This is a genomic window from Arsenophonus apicola, from assembly GCF_020268605.1.
Taxonomy (GTDB): Bacteria; Pseudomonadota; Gammaproteobacteria; order Enterobacterales; family Enterobacteriaceae; genus Arsenophonus; species Arsenophonus apicola.
The window spans coordinates 1706907-1725812 of the sequence record NZ_CP084222.1 but is presented as its reverse complement, the minus strand read 5'-3'; the positions used below and the strand labels follow the sequence as shown (position 1 = coordinate 1725812).

Below are 18906 nucleotides of genomic sequence, written 5' to 3'. Positions count from 1 at the left end.
TTTCACTCCTTTGATTGACAGACGGCAGTAATTTTGTGAACTTTAGCTAGTATGGCGTCATCAGGTAGGGCATATGTGCAGCGATAATTGTTATTATTGTTTCCAGCTGTGATAAGGAATTCACCTTGAGCAGGCACCCCAGTTAAATAAAGCTGCTGTTGATCATCTACGATGCCAGTTGTAGTAATTGTGGTTTTATCGGTTAAAGTTGCCATTGCACCGAATGGAATCGGCTTGCTATGATGTTGAAGTTTAAATATTACTCTATAACCAACTTGGGTAGCAAAATTGGCGAGGGCGATTGCGCCACGAGTGGGAGTTACTGTTTGTATATTAGATTCAATATCAACGCCATCAGGAAGCGTTTCAGTTGCGAGTGCAATTTGGTTTGTCCGATAACTATTGATATTGGGAATAATAGCGATACCCTGATAGTTAGTTTTTATACCTGAATGATCTTCCAGTTTTACGCCAACAGCATCTTTTGCGATCACTAATGCCGCTGTTTCACCAATAGGTTGTGCTAAGGTTAAACCATAAGGATGAGCAACCAGGCTGCCTTGTAGACCATAATTTAATTGCTTTTGATAGGGATCGTGATTATAACCTAAATTGAAGATTGCAAATTGATTTCGATATTGGCTATAAAGCGCCCCACTAATAGCGTTAGTATGATTTCTATAGTGTCGTTCATAGTTTTGCTGCAGCGTTAAAAATAAACTTTCGTCAGCAAATGGAGAGTGGTGGATATTAATTTGCTGAATAGAGCGCTGATCAAAGCTATTTTGTATACCATAGCTTCCCCAGGTTCGTTTTAACCATCGCTTAAAGGGAATTTGCAAGTTGATAGACAGGATCTGATCCGCGGATTGTTCTCGTCTGGTTTTTGTATAGCTATAGTTAATCGTATAATCTAAATCACAGATCCTTGAACTGTAATTAATTGCGTAGCTTTCTTCTTTATCATCATAATTCCAATAATTTTTCTGATATGCAGATAAGTAGAGAGTACCCAAGCTAGCTAAATTTTGTCTGATGTTAAGTTGTAACTGGCTTTTCTTGGCGTAGTAAAATAGCGGAGAAGGGCTATTTTTAAGTTTATTAGCGTGACTAAATGTGAAGAAATTTTTCTCGCTATATCGTTGGCCTGCTAACGTTAATTGGGTATTGGTGGTAGAAAAATACTTGCCATATTGAAAACGATAGACGTAACCACCGTCATATGATCCTTTTACTTCTTTTGCTTTTGCATAGCTAGCATCGAAAGTAACCGCACCCAATTGACCTACATTAACCCCAAATCCTAATGAATTTGAATAATAATTGTTGGCGATAATTATTCCACCATAATGAGTCAGATAATTTGATAGACCATATTGATAATCAAACTGGATGAATTTAGCTTTATAAGCACTGATAGTTGAGGGGGAATATTGGCCAAGATTAAGCGCATAACGGAAACGACCAACCCGTAGCATATTGGGTAAAGTCGTGTATGGTTGATAAATTATTCGTTGTCTACCATTACTTTCAACAATGATGATCTTAAGTTTATCATTAGAATAAGAAGGAAGCAGATCATTAATAATAAAAGGACCCGGCGGCACATAGGTTTGATAAATAGCAATATTATTTTGTAATACAGTGACAGTTGCGTAGGTTTCAGCAATAGCCTGGATCACTGGAGCGTAACCTTTGGCATTGTCGGGTAGCATGCTATCGTCACTTTGTAATTGTAAACCTTTAAATTGAAAGCGCTCAAACAGTATTGAAGAGGTATAATTTTCACCTAAACTTAATTGGCTATGGAATGCATGAATATCACGGGAAAGTGTGGTGCGATAATTTTGCCAGTGATAGTGAGAAGAGTAGCTACCATAATGGCGTAATCGCCAGGCTTGCCAGTTAGCGCCTATCAGTAAACCAATAAAGTGATTTTGCTTATCAGTACCATTTTTTGTCCAAGTATTGGCACCTTGATAACGATAATTAACAAAAAATGCCGGCACACCCGATTGCCATGATGATATTTGTTGGTTTTTTATTAACGCTATTTGAGGAAAAGTAAGGTATAAACTTTGCTGATTAAAATCAAATTCAGCGCTAATAGCTAATTTATTCTGTTGCCAGAAATCAATTATCGTATCAGCGTTTAATTGATCGATAATTTTTTGCTTAATAAAATTAGCATCAATTCCCCAGCTATTTAATAGACTACTATTGACGATAGGGTAAAGCTTGCCTTGTTTATCATTAAGAAAAGTAATATCTTGGGTGGCCACATTTTTATTGTTAATAAAAATATCTACTCTATATACGCCAGCTAACTGATTGTTATCTTTTAGAAAATGAGTAAGGTTAATAGGCGTTTTTTATCATATTCTATTGCTTCTTCATCAAAATAGTAATCATCATTCTTAGCGTATAAATTAGAGGAAATATTAAATAATAAACTAAAATAAATGGGAGAGATGTAATATCTAATTTTATTTTTTTTGTTCATTGTTATTATCATTTAATAGGCTAATTGTTTCTATAATGGCACCGTAATCATTAATAAATGACCAGTCTATTTTGTTATTTTTATTTGGCTTAATTTGCCATATCTTCTGGCTATATGGTGGTAACACTCCAGGAGTTTCTATTTTAAAGTTTCCTATTTTTATCGAATTAAAATTAATATAAAAAGCGGTTGGATTATGCACAACAAGTTGTTTGTTTAGTTGTTTTAATTCTATTTTCTTATATATTTCAGTGGATTCGGTAATTATTTCTTTAGGCCGATAAAAAAGTTTAAGCCGTGATTTTAATATAATATTTAAGCGGTTTTCGTCACTTTTTCTCAATGCCGGAATTGATTTTATATTTAACCAATAGACAGTCTCTCTATCATTTGGTAATTGATTTGTTGAATTGATAATTCTTATTTTATTCTCTTTTTCTGGCAATAATTTAAATAAAGGAGGGGTTATAATAAAATCATCGACTTTATTACCATCTTCATCTTCAATCCATGATTGGATTAAAAATAAATTCTCTTTGTCTAAATTGTTTATCGCAATAGAAACCTCACGTTTATCTGAAAGATAAATAACGCGGGTGCCCCCGATAATCACATTAGCAAGCGATGACGAGGAAAATATCGCTATGATTAATAATAATAAAAAATATCGCATTTTCTTATCTCGGTAAGATAGGAACAATAAAATTTCCTATTGTTCCTGCTATTAGTTAGCTAATAAGTTATGGTAAAGTTGACCGTTGAAACGACTTGTCCCGCTTGAACTTTATCTGCTATAGCGACGTATTTTGCGATAAGTGCGATATTGCGGGTATCATTGTTATTATCTGTAGCTATCTTTTCATTCATTTTGATAAGGTTATTATCATTATCATAAATACCAATGGCGATACCTTGTGCATAATCATCACCAGTTTGATTAACTATCAATCCCTCATCTGTGAGACCATTTTTAGCGTCATGAAAAACAACACTGATATTATCTGTTGGTTGGCAATTGGATAAGGCAATATTGAAAGGTTTGCCAATCGATGTATCATTTTTCTTTTGAAAATTATTTATTGATAATGTGTCTAAGGTAACGGTTTGATTTTTAGTATTTGCGGTGACTTGACAGGTGGAACCAATAAGTTGTCCATTAAAAATGATAGAGCCATCACTGCTATAAGCAGAAAATTGAGATAAAGAGGTTACTGACAATGATAATGCCATTAATAACTTAAGCATATTATTACTAATCCTTAATTTAATAAAAACATAATTTAATTAAATGATTTATATTATAAAACTAATTAATTTTACAAAAAATTAACACATAATTTCAGCCAGGAGAATATTAATGTTTTTTTAAAAAAAACAATAGGTATTTTTAATAGATAATAAATTTTATTTAATGATTGAAATTATTTTTTATAAAAAAAATATAATTAAGCGCAAATAAAATAACAATCAAGAAAGAATTAAATTTTTATTATAAATAATTTTTTATATATTAATTTTATTATAAATATTATTTGTTTATTGAATTAAATGAATTTATTTATATTATACTTTATAAAATAATGAAAATATTTAAATGATAAAATAATCTTATTTCTATGTAATAATTTTCTTTTATTAAAAATAAATAGCGTAGAAAAGTCGAAACTTTTTTATTTCACCTATTTAATTATAGACTAATGTAAAATGAGCGTTAGCTTCGACTTTTCCAGGTAAAACAATATGTTCTGTCGCAACATATTTTGCAATAAATTTTAGGCTAGCTAGCTTATCAGTAATTGAATAAACATTGGTTTTGTTATTTAATGGGATATGATGTTCACTATCACTATTGTAAATACCAATTGCAACGCCTGTCGCATAGCCATTACCTTCTTTGATAGCTAACAACTCATTATTTATTTTATCTTTAACACCGTCGAATATGATAAAAACCTCTTTACTATTATTTGGGCAGTTGTTGACCTCAATATTAAAAACGGTTGGTGAGGCTGTGTCATGTGCTTTTTTAAAACTATTAGTTGCTACAGTGCCTAATGATACTGTTTGATCTTTATTAAGTGCTTTAAATGTACAAGACGACTGAATAATTTCACCCGTAAATTTAATATTTCCATCCCAGGCATGAACAGAAAATTGAAATAAAGAAAATATGGACAATAAGCTTGCCATTAATAAGCTATGCATGAGTTTTACCTTTTATTTTTTTTAAATTGAACAACGAATATCATTACTATTTAAATTTTAAGAATACTGCTATTTTTATTTTAGGCAAGAGGTATTCTAACAAAATATAATAATTGTTTTTTCTTTAATATAAATGAAATAAAGAAATGATAGAGTATTTAAAATAATATTAAATGCATAAAATTAAAAAAACTCATTTCCTAACTATAAAATCATTTTTCTGCAGTTATTGAATAATAGTTATTTTATAAAATATGAAAGATAGTTATTAATCTGAGGTTCAGTTGGAAATCGGAAAATATCTCACACGAAGACTATTTTTTGTACAGAACGATGTCGACCGCGCGTAATGGGCAGTATTTTACTTAGCCCAGTTAAGTTATTACGTCAGATATAAATTTTAATCAGATTGATATGTTCCCAGCAAGTTTGTTCACTGAATGCATATTCATACCATAAATCAGGTTCAAGCCTTAGTCGGAAAGCTACTTTGGGTACTATGATAGCCAGAAAATACACGCGAATTTCTGAATATAAAGTTGCAAGTAGGCTGAACCGTTTTTCTTATGTCTAGCGTATGGCGTCCAAAAGATAAAATAAAAAATAACGATTCTGATCTGACTCTGTATGAAAACAGTTCTTCCGTTTCCCAAATGAACCCCATTTATTTTACTATTACCAAAAATTATTCTGTTTGTGATATTTATAATAAATTGCTGATTTTATTAGCAACTAATAATAAGCTTAAGCATACCAAATTATAAGGTAAACTGCGTTTTAGTTACAACATGCTTTTATTGGTGAAAAAATAAAACCATGCCGTTAACCAGCGAGACAAATGCTTTAAGTTGAAAATTTATTATTAAAATAGAAATAATCAACATAATTGCAACTAATTGATTATGTTGATTATGATTTAATCTTTTTGATTAAATATGAAGTAAATACCAAAATGCAGGAATAGAAGAGAAAATAATCATTACTATTGCACTTTTTTCTAAGCGGCTAAGTGATTTATTATTATTTTGCTTTTGAGCATATAGAAAGATAAATAAACCAGGCATATAAAGAATAACAGATAAAAGTAGGTTGATGGTTCCTGAAGCATAAAGTAGCCATAAACCATATAAACTGGTTACTGTACCAATAATAAGTAATGCCTTGTTAGTGCGAACAAAAGAGATTTTGATTAGGAAAGCGCCTACTAGAAAATAAGGCACTAAAATCATTTCTGACGCTATCGTTAATAACATATTATAGTTGCTACCACTCAACCAAATTAATATTAACGATAATTGTACTGCGCCGTTTGTAAGCCAAAGAGATGAAGAGGGGGCGTTATTTTTATTTTGATATTTAAATATTTTAGGAAATGAACCATGGAGCGATGCAATATAAGGAATTTCTGTCGCCATAATAGTCCAGCTTAAATAAGCGCCGCAAACAGAAAGAATTAAACCGGCTGCAATGATAATTTCACCATAATTTCCCATCATATTGATCATAAGTGATGCCATCGAGGGATTTTTCATTTCAGAAAGTTCAGCCCTCGGTACGATGCCTAGGGAGAGTAAGGTAACTAATATATAAATACTTAAGGCCGATATTACCGCAAGTAACGTTGCCAAACCAACATCTTTACGTCTTTGAGCTCGAGCTGAAACAACTACAGCTCCTTCAATACCAATAAATACCCATAGCGTGATTAGCATAGTATTTTTGACTTGTTGCCAAATTGGTATGCCCATTTCAACGCCACTAAAATCAAATTGAAAGATATCTATTTTAAATGCAAAAATAGCTAGAATGATAAATAGGCTAAGTGGAATCAATTTAGCGAACGTGGCTAATTTATTGATACCGGCCGCAGTTTGGGTACCCCTTAATACCAACCAATGAATGATCCATAGTAAGATAGATTCACCAATCAAAGATTGCCAAGTATTTCCATCACCAAAAATGATATTATCTGAGCTATCAGTAAAAAAACTCAAGGCAGCAAATACGATAACCAAATAGGAAACATTAGCGATAGCAGCACATAGCCAATAACCCCAGGCTGAACAGAAACCAACTAGTTCGCCAAAGCCTTCTTTAGCGTAAGTGTAAATTCCTCCATCTAGATCAGGTCTAATGCGTGAAAGTAACAGCAAAGATATGGCAAGAAATAAAATGCCAATACCGGTAATACTCCAACCTATTATAAGTGCTAAGGGGCTAGCGACTTCAGCCATATTTTGCGGCAGACTAAAAACACCAGCGCCAACCATTGAACTCAAGACTAAAGCGGTTAAAGCCGTCAGATTTAATTTTTTATTGTTCAAAGAAAATATCCTAAAATCTATTTGCCATAATTAGGTTTATGCCATTAATAACAATTTGTTCAGATAGTAAAAAACCAAATTGACTTGAATTAGATAGAAAGAGAAAATTTAGCTGAATTTTACGGTTATGGAACATGATATGCAATCGTTAAATATGCATAAAAAAGAAAAAATATTCGTTTTGCTTTTATTAAAGAATCGTTATTTTTTATTTTATCTATCACTCAAAAGAAAAACGGACAATTTAGTCCGTTAAAATACTTATTAATTTAACCATATGATAACATTGTAATATTTTTTTACTTATAGAGATCTGCACTAATTGTAACGCTACCACCATTAGCTTGCCATTCACGCGTAATATGAAAATATTTTGCACCTTTTTTCTCTGCACGTTTAGCAATTTGATATCTGATTTCTGGCGTGGAAGTATAGAAACCGGAGAAAGTAATTGAATCGAAAGGTACCATTTGTGCAGCTGCTGCTTTATTTACTTCTTCAATTTGATATCCGCTAGGTAGTGTTACGTTGGTTTTCCCCGAACCTGACATTGAGGTTTCAAAAAAGCGGCCTACGCTTTCCTTTGGTGCCGAAGATGAGGCTACTCCAGGTATTATAACTTTTTTAGCTTCTTCGCCTCCTTTAGCTAATAAAGCTTTACCCGTCTCTGTATCGGCGGGTACTACGGCATTATCATTTTGTACTATCCGTTGTGGGGCATCTGTGGCATAAATATAAGCAGTAGCAAGGGTGTTACCACCATCATTTAAAGCAACATTACGGACAACATAAAAATAAGCCGCCCCTTTTTTCTTGGCCTTTTTAGCCAGAGCCTCATTTAGTGCAGCTTCAGAGCTATACAAACCGCTGACTGTTACCGTATCAAATGGCAATAATCTTACTGCTTCTGTTTTAGGCAATTCTTTGATACCAGCAAAGATTCGATAAGGGGGTTGGGTTACTTTTGCCGCATCTTTACGATATAAATCAGCAACTACCCGTAAATTACCACTATCGCCTACATCATCTAGGCTTTGAATATAGTAGGAATAGGCGCCTTCTTTATCTGCTCGACGAGAAACTGCATCGGATGCTTCATAAATGGCATTAAAGCGGCCTGTGACAGCGATCCTTTGGTAAGGCTTTAATTCTTGAGCTTGTTCCGGTGTTAATTCTACAGCGGCTTGCACAGTTATTATACTGCTTAGTGAAAGTACCGCAGTTGTGATGGCCGTTATTTTCAGCTTCATACAAAATCCTTCCGCATTACACAATTTATTATCAAAATGCTGAATTAATAGTCGTATCATACAGATAATAATTATTACATGTAATAACAGCAATTGTCCCATTGTTTTCTTGTGAAACTATTAATTTAGTTGAATACTCACTGTTTTTGCCAATTATTTCTATAAATTAATATCAAGTCGTGAGCTATTTGACTAATATCATTTTTTGCCAAAAAATTTAATTTAATGTCGTGGAAATCCGATAAATTATGGCTCATGATTACTATTTTCAGTAGGTTTCAACAATGTTTTTTCACTCAATATAACAGATCTATAGAATATAATTAGTTATGTTAGCAGGGAAGAAACATCAAGCAACTTTGAACTAGAAGGGATCATTATGCGTATTGGTGTACCGAAAGAAAGAATTACTAATGAAGCACGTATTGCAGCAACACCATCAACAGTAAAGAAGCTCATTAAATTAGGTTTTTATGTCGTCGTTGAACGAGAAGCGGGTCATCTTGCTAGTTTCCAAGATGCTGCTTTTGAGGAAGCTGGCGCTGAAATTGTCGAGCAACAATCTGTATGGGATGCAGATATTATTTTTAAAGTTAATGCACCGCTAGAAACCGAAATTGCGCTTATTAAAGAGGGTGCAATATTAGTTAGCTTTATTTGGCCGGCACAACAGCCAGATTTAATGCAAAAATTAGCAGAGCGTAAAATCACCGTTTTAGCAATGGATTCAGTGCCACGTATTTCCAGAGCGCAATCACTTGATGCACTAAGTTCTATGGCTAATGTTGCCGGTTATCGGGCAGTGGTGGAAGCAGCCTATCAATTTGGGCGTTTTTTTACGGGGCAAATTACTGCAGCTGGCAAAGTGCCGCCAGCTAAAATACTGGTTATTGGCGCAGGTGTTGCCGGTTTAGCAGCGATAGGAGCAGCAGGTAGTCTAGGGGCTATTGTGCGTGCATTTGATACCAGACCAGAAGTAAAAGAACAAGTACAAAGCATGGGAGCTGAGTATCTTGAATTAGATTTCAAACAGGACTCGGCACGTAGTGATGGTTATGCTAAAGAGATGTCCGAGGCTTTTATTCAAGCTGAAATGGCTTTATTCGCTAAGCAAGCAAAAGAGGTGGATATTATTATCACCACCGCATTAGTACCTGGAAAACCTGCGCCAAAATTGATCACCAAAGAGATGGTTGACTCGATGAAGCCGGGTAGTGTCATCGTTGATTTAGCAGCACAGTCGGGCGGAAATTGCGAGTTAACCCAGCCAGATAAACTGATTGTTACTGAGCATGAGGTTAGAATTATTGGTTATACCGATTTACCTAGTCGTTTACCAACCCAATCTTCACAACTTTATGCGACTAATATCGTTAATTTAATCAAGCTGCTTTGTAAAGAAAAAAATGGTCAACTAGTCATTGATTTTGATGATATTGTTGTGCGGGCCATTACTGTTATTAAAGAAGGAGAAATTACCTGGCCGTCCCCGCCGATTCAAGTATCCCAACAACCGCAAACAAAAAATCAACTGATAAAATATGAAGAAAAACTGGCAGCGAAAAAAGTCTCACCCTGGTTAAAATATATTTCTCTAATGTTGGCGATTATACTTTTTAGTGGTTTTGCAAGTGTAGCGCCTAAAGATTTTCTTTCTCATTTTACCGTATTTGCGCTGGCATGTATTGTTGGCTACTACGTAGTATGGAATGTCAGCCATTCACTACATACACCACTTATGTCGGTAACCAATGCGATTTCAGGTATTATAGTGGTAGGTGCATTGCTGCAAATTGGTAATGGCGGTTGGGTTACTTTCTTCTCATTTATTGCGGTACTTATTGCCAGTATCAATATTTTTGGTGGATTTACAGTCACGCAACGTATGCTGAAAATGTTCCGTAAAGGATAAGGAGTTTATATTATGTCAAGTGGAATGGTAACAGCGGCATATATTGTAGCGGCCATCTTATTTATTTTCAGCTTAGCCGGTTTATCTCGTCACGAAAGTTCTAAACGCGGTAATGTATTGGGTATTACCGGGATGGCAATTGCTTTAATTGCCACTATCTTAGGTCCCGATGCGCATAATATTGGCTGGATTATTATTGCAATGGTTCTTGGTGGACTTATTGGGGTGCGTTTAGCAAATAAAGTCGCCATGACCGAGATGCCAGAACTGGTTGCTATTTTGCATAGTTTCGTCGGTCTGGCTGCTGTTTTAGTAGGTTTCAATAGCTTTATTGCACACGATGTATTTTCAGATAAGATAATGGAGAATATTCATCTGACTGAAATTTTCCTGGGTATTTTTATTGGGGCAGTAACATTTACTGGTTCAATTGTTGCTTATGGTAAATTATGCGGCAAAATAGCATCTAAACCCTTAATGCTTCCTAATCGCCATAAACTTAATTTGTTGGCGTTATTAATTTCATTTATTTTGTTAGTTATTTTCGTAAAAACGACGGCTACTGGCTTACAAGTATTTGTTTTGTTAATGATGACTATCATTGCCTTAGCATTTGGCTGGCATTTAGTTTCCTCAATTGGTGGTGCAGATATGCCGGTTGTGGTATCAATGTTGAACTCTTATTCAGGTTGGGCCGCTGCTGCTGCAGGTTTTATGTTGAGTAACGATTTGTTAATTGTTACTGGAGCGCTAGTAGGTTCTTCTGGTGCAATTTTATCTTACATTATGTGTAAAGCCATGAATCGCTCGTTTATTAGTGTTATTGCCGGCGGTTTTGCACTGATGGAATATTAGTGGACGATGAGCATAGCCAAGGAAATTATCGTGAAACCACAGCAGAGGAAGTGGCTGAATTATTAAAAAATTCCCATTCGGTAATTATTACTCCTGGCTATGGAATGGCGGTGGCGCAGGCGCAATATCCCATCCACGATATTACGATAAAATTACGTGAAAAAGGGATTAATGTTCGTTTTGCGATCCATCCTGTTGCGGGACGTCTACCTGGACATATGAATGTATTATTAGCTGAAGCAAAAGTTCCTTACGATATCGTCTTAGAGCTCGATGAAATAAATGATGATTTTGCTAGTACCGATACGGTATTAGTAATTGGCGCAAATGATACCGTTAATCCAGCAGCGCAAGATGATCCTCATAGCCCAATAGCGGGTATGCCTGTGCTGGAGGTTTGGAAAGCGCAAAATGTTATTGTATTTAAACGCTCAATGAACACGGGTTACGCCGGCGTTCAAAATCCGTTATTTTTTAAAGAAAATACTCAAATGTTATTCGGTGATGCAAAAGTAAGTGTAGAAGCTATTTTGCGCGCTTTATAAGATTTTTAATAATCGTATGGCTCTATTTAATAGGGCCATTTGCTGGATTTATTGGACAGATAAAACCATCCGGTTTAATGGCTAATAAATCACATCTTAACTTATCAATGATTTGTTCAGCGGTATTGCCTAAAAACGCCGCTGAAATACCTGTTCTGCCTAAAATACCCAATACAACAATGCCAGCATGTAATTCGTCACAGATTTCAGGGATTATGTTCTCAACCGGCCCTTCAACAACATGAGTATATTTTTCGTCAATGGTAAATTTTTGTCTTAATTTTTTCATCGCAATAAGATGCTGACCCCGCAAGACCTGATTGTAGATATTGGGATCAAAATCCGGTAATTCAATAGCAATATTTATTGGGGCAATAGGGTAGGCACTTACGAGATGTATATGTGGATTTTTAACAATCCTATTACTGATATTTTTCGTTTCCTGAATTAGTTTAATATTAAGTTTATCATGATAGGATTCTTCATTAGATAAATTAACAGCAACAACAATAGCACCATCGTTAGGCCATACTTTGTCTTTTACCATCCAAACTGCACAGGGACATTTACGTAGTAAATGCCAATCAAGGGGAGTAAATATCATGGCATCAAAACGAACATTTTGATGGGTCATTTTTAATAATAAATCATGTTTATCGGCAATAACTTCTTGAATAATCGCTTCATAAGGTCTGTTATGCCATATCACTTTGATTTCAATATCAATGCCAGACTCTAAATAGTAGTGTGCTTGTTGTTTTATCCATACTTTTCGCTGACTAATCACACCTTTGCGCATTGCATTGCGTTCTTCAGGAGATAATAAGGTTGTCATGTCATAAGAGAGATCATAGATGGGTAAGAAAGCCTTAATGCGCCCACCATTGCGTTTTACTATATATAAAGCACGTCTGAGTGCAGGCTGGTCATCCTGATTTGGGTCGATAGCAACTAACAGATTCCGGTAATTAACCATAATGGTTCCTCTTAGAGGCTGGACAACATTTATATCACTAAAGATAAACCAATATGGGTTGGGATAATAGATAGTATTATAGCCAAATCACAAAAAAATAATAAGTTAATGTGATCTGGCTTACATTTATGACATTGTTTAGACTGAGGTTTTACCCGCAATTTCGGTCAGCTTATACATATCATTAATTGTGATATATTTACCTTTGACACTGAGAGTATAATTTTTTTGGAAGCGACCCAATAAACGACTAATTGTTTCAACGGTTAAACCGAGATAGTTACCAATATCACCTCGAGTCATTGTTAGGCGAAATTCTTTTGCTGAGAAACCACGTTGAGCAAAACGGCGCGACAGATTATAAATAAAAGCAGCTAATCTTTCTTCTGCATTTTTTTTCGAAAGCAGTAATATCATTTCTTGATCATCCTTAATTTCACCACTCATCAATCTCATTATTTGTTGTCGCAAATTAGGCATTTTACCTGAAAGATCGTCGAGTGTTTCAAAAGGAATTTCACAAACCATCGAAGTTTCAAAAGCTTGAGCAAAACTTGGATGTTGATTATGGATAATAGCATCAAAACCAACTAGATCACCGGCTAAATGAAAACCGGTAATTTGTTCATCACCTTCCTCGTTAATAGTATAACTTTTTATTGTTCCTGATCGTATGGCATAAAGTGATTTTAATTCATCACCCGCTTTAAATAAGGTTTGCCCTTTTTGGATTGGTTTTTTACGTTCAATAATAGCATCGAGTTGATCCAGTTCATGTTCATTCAATGTGAATGGAATACAAAGCTGGCTAATACTGCAGTCCTGGCAATGTATAGCGCAGCCACCAGACTGGATTCGGCGAACAACGCGTTTTTCTGGGATCATATTACTTGACTCATTATGATAAGAAATATTGATTTTTGTCAATTTTAACACATATTCTATGCTTGAGTAAAAGAATTAATAATTAGTTGTATTTTTATTTAACTAATATTATCAATATAAGCAGTTCACTTGACAGTCATTTATTTTACTTAAGCTAATTGATATAACTTATAGAAAAGTAAAAATAAAATCAAATTTTGCCTAATAATATATTAATTTTTAATTAGTTTTGAAAATGTGATTATTTTTAACTTTATACATTATTTATTTGTTTTTAGTGAAATTTATTTCCTAATAATATTAGTTAATAAAGTTTTTTTATTATAAAACATATTCATAGCGATTGTTTTATTAAACGATATATGACTAAAAACGACGATTTTTGAAATTTTACCAACTAATAACTTATAGAAATAGTTTTATTGCTGTCTTATTATTTTTTTATGGAAAATAGCTAAGAAGGTGGTAAATTGTGAAAGGTTGGCAGCTAGGCATTGCCATTATTATCATATTGCAGATTAACAACGGTTATGCTGTAGCGCTATTTTTTTCTTATCCACAAGTAATATCATGTCCATCCATAGTGCAGCAACGCTGGGCTAGTAATTTTTATCCATCACTTAGTAATGAAAATGACTTTTTTAGTCAAAGAACAAGGCTTAAACCGACTTTATTGGCTAACAAAAAATGCCAATAAATTCTATGTCAATGAAGTGTTATATAAATTATCTTATTGATATTAAAAATAGATATAAGCTACCATCCAATATTACAGTAAGTAATATATGTAATTCGATAAGTGACGCTGTCACTAAGTCCTGTTTAAAACAACAAAAAAATAATATAAATGATAAATTAAAGATCAATTTTATCACAACTGATAGCAACAAGAAATTTTATTTTAATAATTTAAGTCAGTTTTCTAATAGTAGAGAATTAAATAGAATGAGAAATTTTGATGCTATGGAAATTGAATTTAATATAAATTATAAAATAAATCATAAAGTTAGTTTTGGAACGAGATTTCTTAACGAAATAGATGGTATTAATTATAAATTAACTAAATTTAATTTCATTGCCCAGTGGCACTTCTGATCAACTTATTTATTTTTTATATTTAGTCAAAATATAATATTAAATATTGGTTAAATAATTAGAGGAAAATTTACGGTTCTCAAGTACAATAATCAGTTGTTTTACTCAGCAACGGAGTGATTATTGAATGCCTCACCATATAGACGTTTTACCAAAAACGATGCTTGCTATCGAAATTGTGGAGCCGGGCGGTCCGGAAAAACTCAAACCCACCCAATTACCATTGATAAAACCCCAAAAATCACACTTACTGGTTAAGGTTGCAGCTGCGGGTGTCAATCGGCCTGATGTTTTTCAGCGAATGGGGGTTTATCCACCCCCAACAGATGCCTCTCCAATACCAGGATTAGAAATTGCCGGTCAGGTTGTTAGTGTCGGGGAAGGTTGTCAGCGTTGGAAAAAAGGCGATAAAGTTTGTGCTTTAGTTGCCGGTGGAGGATATGCTGAATATTGTCTGGTGCATGAAGCTATCGCTTTACCTATTGGTGATCTGAGTTATATTGAAGCGGCGGCATTGCCAGAAAACTTTTTTACTGTTTGGGCTAATGTTTTCCAAATTGGTCAACTTAAAAAAAATGAAACGATTCTCATCCATGGTGGTACTTCTGGTATCGGTTGTGTCGCTATTATGTTAGCAAAAATTTTTGGGGCTAAAGTATTTACTACCGTAGGTTCAGTGGAAAAAATGAAGGTGGCATCTTCTTTAGGCGCTGATATAGTTATTAACTATTTGACAGAAGATTTTGCTGAAAAAATAGCTCACTATACCCAAAATAAAGGGGTCAATATGGTGGTTGATCTGATTGGTGGCGATTATGTGAATAAAAATTATCAAATAGCCGCTAAATATGGCCGCATTATTCAGGTTGGCATGATGCGTGGGGTACCTCAGCAGGTAAATTTAATGCCATTAATGGTTAAACAATTAATTCATACTGGTTCAACAATGCGAGCAAGGACATTAGCGGAAAAAATAGCCATTGCGACTGAGTTAGAAAATAAGGTTTGGCCGCTGATTATTTCAGGTAAAATTAAACCCATTATTGCTAAAACATACCCATTAAAACAAGCAGAAAAAGCGCATCGTTTTATGGAGTCAGGTGATTTAATTGGTAAACTAGTATTAGTTAACGAGCACTTTTGATATTGTTTTTAGTATCTTTTTCATCTCACTGAGAGCTATTCTATGGTTAAATATTTATTATTAAATTACATGAATAAACGATCTAATTACCTAAAGTTACTTGTTATATTATTACCTTTACAAGTTTTAGCCCATGATGGACAAGCTTCGTTAGAACAGTATCCAACAAAAGATATTGTGGCTTATTTCAAGCAAGCACAACAAGAAGGGTTGACAGGCATTGCGCAAAAAAGTAAGTCAGTCTATGCGCGGCTAGCAACGCCGGGTGAAATTATTAAGACCATCATTAAAGGCGTTGGCACTGAGTTAATATCACCTCCTGCACAGGAGGGGGATTGGGTGGTAGAAAATATTTGTCCTGCTACAGGTAATGAGCAATATTTAGTTGAAGAAGCAAAATTTCACCAATATTATCATGATCCAGTTACAGTATTAGGCAAACCCAACTATTTACGTTTTATTCCTACAGGTAAAATGATGAATTATTTTATTGTACCTGAAACTGAATCAGCGTTTACCTTTATCAATAGCTGGGGAAAAAAACAATTATTACGGGCAGGTGATATTGTTATTCAACCGGTTAGCCAGCCTCAAAATTTTTATCGAGTGCCAAAACAGTCATTTTTATGTACTTACAATATTGTTGTAACTGCACAAAAAACGCCTAAAGATCTTGCCAGTAATTAGTAATTTGGCCGGTGATACTGATTATTTTCTAATTGATAGTCATAAAATTAATCAGGCACACTATTTTTCAAATCAAAATCGACTCATTTATCGGTTTTTTATATTTTATATTTACTCACGATAGGTAATACCTATTGAATTAATAGTATAAAGGAATTAGACGTAATTTCTTTATGTTTATACATTATGTACATATCAAATAGAAGGGAGCAGTAAAATGTCTTTGGTTAATACAGAAATTAAACCTTTTCAAAATACCGCGTTTAAAGATGGAAAATTTATCGAGATATCTGATAAGGATATCAAAGGTAAATGGAGCATTTTTTTCTTTTATCCTGCTGATTTTACCTTTGTTTGCCCAACTGAATTAGGTGACTTAGCTGATCACTATGAAGAATTTCAGAAATTAGGCGTCGAAATTTATTCTGTTTCAACGGATACCCATTTTACTCATAAAGAGTGGCATAGTCACTCAGATACGATTGGTAAAATTAAATATACCATGATTGGTGATCCAAGTTGGACATTAACGCGTAATTTTGAAGTGATGCGTAAGTATCAAGAAAATGATGAACAGAAAGAATTAGGTTTAGCGGATCGTGGTACGTTTATTGTTGATCCGAAAGGTATTATTCAAGCTGTAGAAATTACTGCTGAAGGTATTGGACGTGATGCATCTGATCTATTACGTAAAATCAAAGCTGCGCAATATGTCGCAAGCCATCCAGGGGAAGTCTGTCCAGCCAAATGGAAAGAAGGAGAAGCAACATTGTCGCCTTCACTTGATTTGGTAGGAAAAATCTAATTAAAAATTTTGTGAGTAATTTTACTGTATTCGGGTGCATTAGCACCCGTTTTTTTCGGGGATAGAGCAATGCTTGATAGTAATATGAAATCTCAACTTAAAATCTATTTAGAAAAATTAATCCAGCCAGTTGAGTTGATTGCAACATTAGATGAAAGTGAAAAGTCTGCCGAGATAAACGCATTATTACAGGATATTAGCACACTGTCTGATAAAATAACTTTTATTAAAGACAATAAATTAGCGGTACGTAAACCTTCGTTTTTAATTACTAATCCGGGTAAAGATAGCGGATTAAGGTTTGCCGGTTTGCCGCTAGGCCATGAATTTACCTCCCTCGTTTTAGCATTGTTGCAAGTTGGCGGTCATCCAGCAAAAGAAGCGGTAGAATTATTAGATCAGATCCGTCAATTAGCAGGGCAGTTTCACTTCGAAACCTATTATTCATTGTCATGTCATAATTGCCCGGATGTGATTCAAGCTTTAAATTTAATGGCGGTTTTAAATCCTAATATTACGCATACTGCCATTGATGGTGCTATTTTTCAGTCTGAAGTTCAGCAACGAAATATTATGGCGGTGCCAGCCGTTTTTCTAAATGGCCAAGAGTTTGGGCAAGGGCGCATGACTTTAAGTGACATTGTCACTAAAATTGATGTTAATGCTGAAAAAAATGCCGTTCAAAAACTGAATCAGCAGCCACCTTATGATGTCTTGATTGTGGGTAGCGGCCCGGCCGGTGCTTCAGCCGCTATTTATGCAGCTCGCAAAGGCATTCGTACTGGTATTATTGGCGAGCGCTTTGGTGGGCAAGTTTTAGATACTATTGATATTGAAAATTATATTTCTGTATCGAAAACCGAAGGACCTAAATTAGCCGCTGCACTACGTAGCCATGTCAATGATTATGATATTGATATTATCGATTCACAAATGGTGGCAAAACTCATTCCTGCCGACAGCGCGGGTCAGTTGCATAAGATTGAAACAGTATCGGGTGCTACTTTAATTTCTCGCAGTATTATTATTGCGACCGGGGCTAAGTGGCGTGATATGAATGTGCCAGGCGAAAAAGAATATCGTACCAAAGGAGTAACTTATTGCCCCCATTGTGATGGGCCATTATTTAAGGGCAAACGAGTTGCTGTGATTGGTGGTGGTAATTCCGGCGTTGAAGCGGCAATTGATCTTGCCGGTGTTGTTGAACATGTAACTTTATTAGAATTTGCCGCAGAAATGAGAGCAGACGCAGTCTTGCAGCAGAAACTAGCAAGTTTAAACAATGTAGATATCATTTTGCAGGCTGAAACCCTAGCAGTGAAAGGGGATGGTGTAAAAATGACTGGCTTACAGTATAAAAATCGGCTGGATGGTTCAATACACGATTTAGCGGTTGCTGGAACTTTTGTCCAAATTGGTTTATTGCCTAATACTGATTGGTTAGATAGCGTAATAACGCTTAATACAATGGGTGAAATTCAGATTGATGACAGAGGTGAAACCAATATAAAAGGTATCTTTGCTGCCGGCGATTGTACAACTGTTCCTTATAAACAGATCATTATTGCGGCGGGAGAAGGGGCGAAAGCATCACTGAGTGCCAGTCAGTATCTGATGAACAGCATGCAATAAAAAATTTCTTGCTATCAATCGCCCTATAGCGGCTATTTTTAAGCATCAACAACCCCACGGCCAAGGGGTTGTTTCTTATTAAATATAT

General features: G+C 34.7%; 15 protein-coding genes and 1 pseudogene. 8 read left to right on the top strand and 8 right to left on the bottom strand.

Going from position 1 to position 18906, the window contains the following annotated elements:
- Window positions 1–2: 2 nt before the first annotated feature.
- The 6 genes from LDL57_RS08080 to ydgH all read right to left on the bottom strand — a co-directional run bounded on the left by LDL57_RS08080 (window position 3) and on the right by ydgH (window position 8282).
- Window positions 3–2363: a fimbria/pilus outer membrane usher protein gene (locus LDL57_RS08080; protein WP_225507499.1), complete on the bottom strand. Its 2361-nt coding sequence runs from the start codon at window positions 2361–2363 to the stop codon at window positions 3–5.
- Window positions 2364–2486: 123 nt separating this feature from the next.
- Window positions 2487–3203, bottom strand: a complete 717-nt coding sequence (locus tag LDL57_RS08075) for a fimbrial biogenesis chaperone (RefSeq protein ID WP_225505362.1) — start codon at window positions 3201–3203, stop codon at window positions 2487–2489.
- Between the two features lie 32 nt (window positions 3204–3235).
- The gene (locus LDL57_RS08070) at window positions 3236–3748 is read right to left on the bottom strand and encodes a fimbrial protein (protein WP_180559863.1); all 513 of its coding nucleotides are present in this window, start codon (window positions 3746–3748) and stop codon (window positions 3236–3238) included.
- Window positions 3749–4186: 438 nt separating this feature from the next.
- The gene (locus LDL57_RS08065; protein ID WP_180559864.1) at window positions 4187–4708 is read right to left on the bottom strand and encodes a fimbrial protein; all 522 of its coding nucleotides are present in this window, start codon (window positions 4706–4708) and stop codon (window positions 4187–4189) included.
- Window positions 4709–5637: 929 nt separating this feature from the next.
- Window positions 5638–6978, bottom strand: a complete 1341-nt coding sequence (locus LDL57_RS08060) for a basic amino acid/polyamine antiporter (protein ID WP_233458154.1) — start codon at window positions 6976–6978, stop codon at window positions 5638–5640.
- A gap of 353 nt (window positions 6979–7331) precedes the next feature.
- The gene (ydgH, locus tag LDL57_RS08055; RefSeq protein ID WP_180559866.1) at window positions 7332–8282 is read right to left on the bottom strand and encodes a DUF1471 family protein YdgH; all 951 of its coding nucleotides are present in this window, start codon (window positions 8280–8282) and stop codon (window positions 7332–7334) included.
- A gap of 379 nt (window positions 8283–8661) precedes the next feature.
- Between ydgH and pntA the strand changes: the two genes are divergently transcribed.
- Window positions 8662–10194 (top strand): Re/Si-specific NAD(P)(+) transhydrogenase subunit alpha, encoded by a 1533-nt coding sequence (gene pntA, locus LDL57_RS08050; protein ID WP_180559867.1) that lies wholly within the window; start codon window positions 8662–8664, stop codon window positions 10192–10194.
- 12 nt (window positions 10195–10206) lie between these two features.
- A pseudogene (gene pntB / locus LDL57_RS08045) lies at window positions 10207–11594 on the top strand (Re/Si-specific NAD(P)(+) transhydrogenase subunit beta).
- Window positions 11595–11616: 22 nt separating this feature from the next.
- On the opposite strand, the gene uspE reads toward pntB, so the two are convergent.
- Together uspE and fnr are read right to left on the bottom strand one after the other, a co-directional pair.
- Window positions 11617–12570 (bottom strand): universal stress protein UspE, encoded by a 954-nt coding sequence (uspE, locus tag LDL57_RS08040; protein ID WP_180559868.1) that lies wholly within the window; start codon window positions 12568–12570, stop codon window positions 11617–11619.
- A gap of 138 nt (window positions 12571–12708) precedes the next feature.
- Complete coding sequence (gene fnr, locus LDL57_RS08035) at window positions 12709–13455, bottom strand: fumarate/nitrate reduction transcriptional regulator Fnr (protein ID WP_225507497.1); 747 nt, start codon at window positions 13453–13455, stop codon at window positions 12709–12711.
- A 472-nt stretch (window positions 13456–13927) separates the two neighbouring features.
- Between fnr and LDL57_RS08030 the strand changes: the two genes are divergently transcribed.
- The 6 genes from LDL57_RS08030 to ahpF all read left to right on the top strand — a co-directional run bounded on the left by LDL57_RS08030 (window position 13928) and on the right by ahpF (window position 18818).
- Entirely contained in the window at window positions 13928–14152 is a 225-nt protein-coding gene (locus LDL57_RS08030) for a hypothetical protein (RefSeq protein ID WP_180559870.1), read from the top strand.
- On the top strand, window positions 14143–14550 hold the full coding sequence (locus LDL57_RS08025) for a hypothetical protein (protein WP_225505361.1): 408 nt from the start codon (window positions 14143–14145) through the stop codon (window positions 14548–14550). Before LDL57_RS08030 ends, LDL57_RS08025 begins: the two co-directional genes overlap by 10 nt.
- 127 nt (window positions 14551–14677) lie before the next feature.
- Window positions 14678–15694, top strand: a complete 1017-nt coding sequence (locus LDL57_RS08020; protein ID WP_225505359.1) for an NAD(P)H-quinone oxidoreductase — start codon at window positions 14678–14680, stop codon at window positions 15692–15694.
- Window positions 15695–15736: 42 nt separating this feature from the next.
- Window positions 15737–16381, top strand: coding sequence for a hypothetical protein (locus LDL57_RS08015; protein WP_180559872.1), 645 nt, complete (start codon window positions 15737–15739; stop codon window positions 16379–16381).
- Between the two features lie 217 nt (window positions 16382–16598).
- Complete coding sequence (gene ahpC, locus LDL57_RS08010; RefSeq protein WP_180559873.1) at window positions 16599–17186, top strand: alkyl hydroperoxide reductase subunit C; 588 nt, start codon at window positions 16599–16601, stop codon at window positions 17184–17186.
- Between the two features lie 69 nt (window positions 17187–17255).
- Complete coding sequence (gene ahpF / locus LDL57_RS08005; protein ID WP_180559874.1) at window positions 17256–18818, top strand: alkyl hydroperoxide reductase subunit F; 1563 nt, start codon at window positions 17256–17258, stop codon at window positions 18816–18818.
- Window positions 18819–18906: the final 88 nt, after the last annotated feature.

What these genes read in the sequence shown, in the direction of transcription:
- ahpC (WP_180559873.1), top strand. Translation starts at nt 16,599, where the DNA reads ATGTCTTTGGTTAATACAGAAATTAAACCTTTTCAAAATACCGCGTTT.
- LDL57_RS08015 (WP_180559872.1), top strand. Translation starts at nt 15,737, where the DNA reads ATGGTTAAATATTTATTATTAAATTACATGAATAAACGATCTAATTAC.
- ahpF (WP_180559874.1), top strand. Translation starts at nt 17,256, where the DNA reads ATGCTTGATAGTAATATGAAATCTCAACTTAAAATCTATTTAGAAAAA.
- LDL57_RS08070 (WP_180559863.1), bottom strand. Translation starts at nt 3,748, where the DNA reads ATGCTTAAGTTATTAATGGCATTATCATTGTCAGTAACCTCTTTATCT.
- fnr (WP_225507497.1), bottom strand. Translation starts at nt 13,455, where the DNA reads ATGATCCCAGAAAAACGCGTTGTTCGCCGAATCCAGTCTGGTGGCTGC.
- LDL57_RS08065 (WP_180559864.1), bottom strand. Translation starts at nt 4,708, where the DNA reads ATGCATAGCTTATTAATGGCAAGCTTATTGTCCATATTTTCTTTATTT.
- LDL57_RS08025 (WP_225505361.1), top strand. Translation starts at nt 14,143, where the DNA reads ATGCCAATAAATTCTATGTCAATGAAGTGTTATATAAATTATCTTATT.
- pntA (WP_180559867.1), top strand. Translation starts at nt 8,662, where the DNA reads ATGCGTATTGGTGTACCGAAAGAAAGAATTACTAATGAAGCACGTATT.
- LDL57_RS08060 (WP_233458154.1), bottom strand. Translation starts at nt 6,978, where the DNA reads ATGGTTGGCGCTGGTGTTTTTAGTCTGCCGCAAAATATGGCTGAAGTC.
- uspE (WP_180559868.1), bottom strand. Translation starts at nt 12,570, where the DNA reads ATGGTTAATTACCGGAATCTGTTAGTTGCTATCGACCCAAATCAGGAT.
- LDL57_RS08020 (WP_225505359.1), top strand. Translation starts at nt 14,678, where the DNA reads ATGCCTCACCATATAGACGTTTTACCAAAAACGATGCTTGCTATCGAA.
- ydgH (WP_180559866.1), bottom strand. Translation starts at nt 8,282, where the DNA reads ATGAAGCTGAAAATAACGGCCATCACAACTGCGGTACTTTCACTAAGC.